5 protein-coding genes and 1 pseudogene are annotated in these 3,714 nt (G+C 43.4%); all 6 read left to right on the forward strand.

Going from position 1 to position 3,714, the window contains the following annotated elements:
• Window positions 1-300 (forward strand): TRAM domain-containing protein (locus VZ94_RS20055; RefSeq protein ID WP_045780585.1); only part of this gene is annotated, 300 nt, incomplete at its 5' end.
• Window positions 297-1,278 (forward strand): annotated as a pseudogene (locus VZ94_RS20060) (PhoH family protein). The gene VZ94_RS20055 and the pseudogene VZ94_RS20060, both read left to right, overlap by 4 nt.
• Window positions 1,275-1,733 carry an rRNA maturation RNase YbeY gene (gene ybeY / locus VZ94_RS20065; protein WP_045780586.1) on the forward strand — a complete coding sequence of 153 codons (459 nt, stop codon included), beginning with the start codon at window positions 1,275-1,277 and terminating at the stop codon, window positions 1,731-1,733. Before VZ94_RS20060 ends, ybeY begins: the two are co-directional and overlap by 4 nt.
• A gap of 4 nt (window positions 1,734-1,737) precedes the next feature.
• A complete protein-coding gene (locus tag VZ94_RS20070; protein ID WP_045780587.1) occupies window positions 1,738-2,586 on the forward strand; it encodes a CorC family transporter in 849 nt (282 codons plus the stop codon).
• Window positions 2,583-2,801: an SDR family NAD(P)-dependent oxidoreductase gene (locus VZ94_RS33375; protein ID WP_439097755.1), complete on the forward strand. Its 219-nt coding sequence runs from the start codon at window positions 2,583-2,585 to the stop codon at window positions 2,799-2,801. The genes VZ94_RS20070 and VZ94_RS33375 overlap by 4 nt, the downstream gene beginning before the upstream one ends.
• A 22-nt stretch (window positions 2,802-2,823) precedes the next feature.
• The gene (galE, locus tag VZ94_RS20075) at window positions 2,824-3,642 is read left to right on the forward strand and encodes a UDP-glucose 4-epimerase GalE (protein ID WP_439097756.1); all 819 of its coding nucleotides are present in this window, start codon (window positions 2,824-2,826) and stop codon (window positions 3,640-3,642) included.
• The last annotated feature ends 72 nt before the right edge of the window (window positions 3,643-3,714 follow it).

Consider the following 3,714-nt stretch of genomic DNA (forward strand, 5'->3'; position numbering starts at 1 on the left):
AGTAAAAAACAGCGTTTAGAACAATTGCAACACCGTATCGAGACTTTAGCTGCGAACATTTCAGCAAGCATGGTAGATACCGTACAAACCGTTTTAGTTGAAGGCCAATCGAAAAAGAATCCATTGCAAATGCAAGGGCGAACGGAAAATAATCGGGTTGTTAATTTCATCGCCCATCCGCGCTTAGCCGGGCAGTTTGTCGATGTGTTAATTACCGAAGCCTTGCCTAATTCACTACGCGGTCGGCTCGTCGAATCGAGCTTAGATAAAATTATGACTACCGAATCACAGTGCGCATGATTTCACAAGAAATTAATTTAATACCCGCCGATAACAACCGTTTATCGAATTTTTGCGGTCAATTTGATGCGCATTTGCGGCAAATCGAAAGCCGTATGCAAGTGGAAATCGCTAATCGTGGTAATCAATTTAAAATCACCGGCTTAGAAGATTCCGTCAAAACCACTTGCGCGCTAATGCAACGCTTGTTTGAATGCACCGAGCAAGAGCACTTAACCGCTGAAGCGATTCATCTCGCGATGCAAGAAGCGTCACTCGATGAGTTAGCACAAAGTCAACAAGCCTCACCTTCGGAACAACCTCTGGTTTATATCAAAACTAAATGCGGTTTAATCAAAGGACGAGGCAAAGCACAACAAGACTATTTAAGAAAAATCGTTAGCCACGACATTAACTTTGGTGTAGGCCCGGCCGGTACCGGTAAAAACGTTTTTAGCGGTTGCATGTGCGATAGAAGCATTACAAACGGAAAAAAGTGCGAAAACTCATCTTAGTCAGACCTGCCGTTGAAGCAGGAGAAAAACTAGGCTTTTTACCCGGCGATTTAGCACAAAAAAGTTGACCCGTATTTACGCCCATTGTACGACGCACTTTATGACATGTTAGGCATTGATAGAGTCGAAAAAATGCTCGATAAAGGGATTATTGAAGTGGCACCGCTGGCTTATATGCGCGGCAGAACGTTAAATGATGCGTTTATCATCTTAGACGAAGCGCAAAACACGACGATAGAACAAATCAAAATGTTTTTAACCCGGGTAGGTTTTGGTTCTACCGCTGTTGTTACCGGCGATGTCACACAAATCGATTTGCCTTCGGAAAAAAATGTCGGGCTTAAAACATGTGCTCGATGTATTAAAAAATGTAGAAGGGATTAGTTTTACCTTTTTTGGTACGCGCGATGTCGTGCGACATCCCTTAGTGCAGCGTATTGTCGAGGCTTATGACGCCTACGAGAAAAAGCAAGCCAACTCATGAATTACCTGGATTTGCAACTGGCCTTTGACGCCGACAACTTACCCACTGAGCAACAATTACAAACCTGGATAGATGTAGCGCTAAGCGAATGCACTTATGATACCGAACTCGTCATTCGTATTGTTGATGAAAACGAAAGCGCCTCATTAAATCAACACTACCGGAATAAAACAGGGCCGACTAATGTGTTAAGTTTTCCGTTTGAAGCACCTGACTTACCCGATTTTGCCAGCGACTTATTAGGCGACTTAGTGATTTGCGCCCCTGTTATTGCCGAAGAAGCGCTGACACAACAAAAACCACTACACCATCACTGGGCACATATTGTTATCCACGGTGTGTTGCATTTACTAGGCTACGACCATATTGACGATGACGAAGCAGAAATAATGGAACAAAAAGAAATAGCTTTGTTGCAACAACTTAACATAAACAACCCTTATACAGGCATATAACACCATGAGTGACGACCAACCTCCTAGTAGACACTCCCCACAGAAAAGTTGGGTTGAAAAAATCAGCCACTTACTGTCAGGGGGAGAACCACACGATTTGGAAGATTTGTTGGAAACATTAAGAGAAGCTAAGGACAAGCATTTGTTAGACAGCGACGCACTCACGATGATAGAAGGTGTGCTTGAAGTCTCTCACCTTAGAGTCAGAGACATCATGATTCCGCGCGCACAAATGGTGGTTGTACCCCGCGAAGCCAAGTTAGAAGAGATTTCTGAAATTGTCGTCGACGCCTGTCATTCACGTTACCCGGTCATAGAAGGCGACCGCAGTAATGTGGTCGGTGTTTTATTATCTAAAGACTTACTGACTCATGTCTTACAAAATAAAACCTCGACACTCGTTGGGCAAATCATGCGTCCAGCGTGCATTGTGCCGGAAAGCAAGCGCTTAAACATTTTATTAAAAGAGCTAAGAACAACCGGCAATCACATGGCTATTGTCGTGGACGAGTACGGTCAAACGTCTGGCCTAGTGACCATTGAAGATTTGTTAGAACAAATCGTCGGAGAAATCGAAGACGAGCATGATGAGCATGAAGACGAAGGCTATATCGTTAAACGCAATGAGCATGAATTTATTGTTAAAGCGTTAACACCTATAGAAGAATTCGATGAATATTTTTCTACTCAGTTAACTACCGATGAATACGACACTATTGGCGGCTTCGTCATGAGTCAACTAGAACACATGCCTAAAAAAGGTGAAAGCTTAGTCGTCGAGCATTTGCGCTTTGAAATCATTAAAGCGGACAATCGACGGGTTCATTTAATCAAACTAAAACTAGCCAAATGACTCAAAACAGCATATTAGTCACAGGTGGTGCCGGTTATATCGGCAGCCATGCGTGTGTCGAATTATTAAACGCTGGCTTTAACGTTGTCGTTGTTGATAATTTAAGCAACAGCAAAGTTGAAGCACTAGCCCGAGTGCAACGCATTACAGGCAAAACGCTAAGCTTTTATCAACACGATATTCGCGACAAAGCGGCGTTAATTAACATTTTTTAAACAAGAAGCGATTAGTGCTGTTATGCACTTTGCTGGTTTAAAAGCGGTTGGCGAATCTTGCACTAAGCCAGGTCTTTATTACCACAATAATGTTTACGGCACGTTAGTATTAACCGAAGCCATGGCAGAAGCCAATGTTAAGCAATTGGTTTTTAGCTCATCGGCAACGGTATACGGTAATTCAACCAGTGTGCAATACGTCGAAGACTTCCCGTTAGCAGCTATTAACCCTTATGGCCGCACCAAGCTCATGGTCGAAGATATTTTAAGAGACTTATCGGCTGCCGACACGTTAAACTGCGTTGAAAATCCGTGGAAAATAGCGTTATTACGCTATTTTAACCCTATAGGTGCCCATGAAAGCGGCTTAATCGGCGAAGACCCAGAAGGCATTCCCAACAATTTAATGCCTTATATCGCACAAGTTGCAATAGGCAAATTACCGCAATTATCCATATTTGGCAACGACTACCCTACCCCGGATGGCACAGGTATTCGGGATTACATTCACGTCGTTGATTTAGTCAAAGGCCATGTCAAAGCCTTAGCCGCTCTCACCGGTGACAGCTTCCAGAATGGTGCTTGCAAAGCCTATAATCTAGGCGCAGGTCATGGCTACAGTGTCCTAGAAATGGTTCACACCTTCGAGCGAGTGACTGGCCAAACGATTAACTATAAAATCGCGCCGCGTCGCGCCGGAGATTTGGCTGAATACTTTGCCAATCCAGAGCTCGCCTTAAAAGAACTAAATTGGCGTGCCGAAAAAACCTTAGACGATATGATTGCTGATACTTGGCTGTGGCAACGCAATAACCCTAAAGGTTATGATGCTAACAGCTAATTTATAACTCAGCCAATAAACTAGCCATCATCTGCTCAGCTTGATGCTGATAGCTACTACCAAATAAGTTTA

Origin of the sequence: Methylocucumis oryzae, assembly GCF_000963695.1 — a bacterium.
Taxonomy (GTDB): Bacteria; Pseudomonadota; Gammaproteobacteria; order Methylococcales; family Methylomonadaceae; genus Methylovulum; species Methylovulum oryzae.